Here is a 1,804-nt window from a genome sequence, read left to right on the forward strand (position 1 = left end):
CGGTGAGTTTGGACTACTCCTCGTTCCGCGAGGCTTCCGGCGGGGGTTTCGCCTCGCGGCTGACCTTGGTGGAGTTGCCGTCGTGTGTGCTTGCCGCCACGACCTCACCGGAGTGCGCCACGCGGGCGAAGGCACGCCAGATCCCGGTGATCAACGATGTAGCGGCCGGCACGCTCACCGCGCAACTGCAGGCCGCCCCCAAGGCGGCCCTGCCGGATACCGCCGAGAGTAGGAACGCTGGGGTGTCGTCGCAGACGGCGGGCGGCAGTGGTACCGCTCAGGCCGGTTCGGTGTATGTGATGACGGCGTCGGCGGCTTCGACGTCGTCGGATCTGACCGGGTCGTTCGCCGCGACGGATCTGAAGCCGTCGGGGACCTGGCAGGTCGGCCCGTCCGGTGGTGCGTTCTCCTACAGCGTGCCGATCGCCGCGCCGCCCCCGCCGGGCGGGCAGGGGCCGCAGCTGTCGCTGGATTATTCCTCCTCTTCGGTGGACTCGCTGACCTCCTATACCAACAACCAGGCCGGCTGGGTCGGGATGGGCTGGGAGTTGGGCGTGGGGTTCATCGAACGCCACTACAAGCCATGCAACGTGGACAGTTCCACCGAGGACCCGCGGTATGTGTGCTGGGACGACAACAACGATCTGACGTTGTCGGTGGCGGGCCGTTCGTCGCGGATCGTCAAGGACACGGCGTCGGGGACGTCGGGGGCGTGGCGGACCGAGGAGGACTACGGCTGGAAGATCGAGCAACTGGACACCGGTAGCGATCCCGGCAACCCAGGACAGCGGTACTGGCGAGTGACGACCCAGGACGGAACGGTCTACCGGTTCGGACAGCACCGGGATGCTTCTTTCCAAGTGCCGTACTTGGCTAAGAAGTCCAGTGACCCGTGTTACGCGCAGCAGTCGGCGCCGTGGGGGTTCGGCCGGTTCTGCCGCGGCCCCTGGCGGTGGATGCTGGATCAGGAGATCGATCCTAAGGGAAATGTGATCGATTACTCCTACAGCCGGGAGCAGGGGCGCTACTGCGCGGCGTCGAATGGTAGTTGCCCGAGTAGCGATTTGCTGACCTATGACCGGGGCGGCTACCTGGCGCAGGTGGCCTACGGGAGCAACGTGAACGTTGCGGGGTCGGCAGCGACCGGGCGCGTGGTGTTCTCCACCCTGGCCCGCGGTGAGGGCGTTATCGGCGGAACCTACAAGGACTTTCCCTTCGATCTGATCTGTGACGATCCCGGGCATCAGGGCTGGTGCCTGTTCAATCCGACCACGCCTTCATTCTTCGTCACCCGGCGGTTGAACACGATCACCACGCAGACCTGGAACCCATCGGCCAGCGGCTGGGACGATGTGACCCGGTGGGAACTGGGGTATCGCTGGGTGCAGACCAAACCCGGCCAGACGCCCCCGGCTCCGGTGCTGTGGCTGGACAGCGTCCGTCAGGTCGGGCTCGCAGGGGGCGGCCCGGAGATCGCGATGCCGCCACTCCAGTTCGACGCGGTGCTGCTACTCAATCAGGATGCCGGTAACCGGTTCCCGCGGATCGCGGGCATCAACAACGGCCTGGGCGGCCGGACGGAGATCTCCTACGGCCAGCCCAGCGGCTGCGATTTAGCGGTCCGCACCCTGGCTGACGTGCGCGACCGTGCCGGTTATGACTGCTACTGGGTCTTCGCCGGTGAATCCGGCGGATACACCGTCGGGAACGTCTACAACAAGTGGCTGGTCACCACCGTCACCGACAAGGACCTGGTGGCCGGCTCCCCGGACATGGTCACCCGGTACGAGTATGTCGGTTCCCC

General features: G+C 66.2%; 1 protein-coding gene. It reads left to right on the top strand.

The features are described from left to right. Positions 1-86: 86 nt before the first annotated feature. On the top strand, positions 87-1,804 hold a 1,718-nt coding region (locus AP234_RS00010), incomplete at its 3' end, for a SpvB/TcaC N-terminal domain-containing protein (protein ID WP_268777986.1).

It is taken from the genome of Sphaerimonospora mesophila (genome assembly GCF_001417795.1).
Taxonomy (GTDB): Bacteria; Actinomycetota; Actinomycetes; order Streptosporangiales; family Streptosporangiaceae; genus Sphaerimonospora; species Sphaerimonospora mesophila.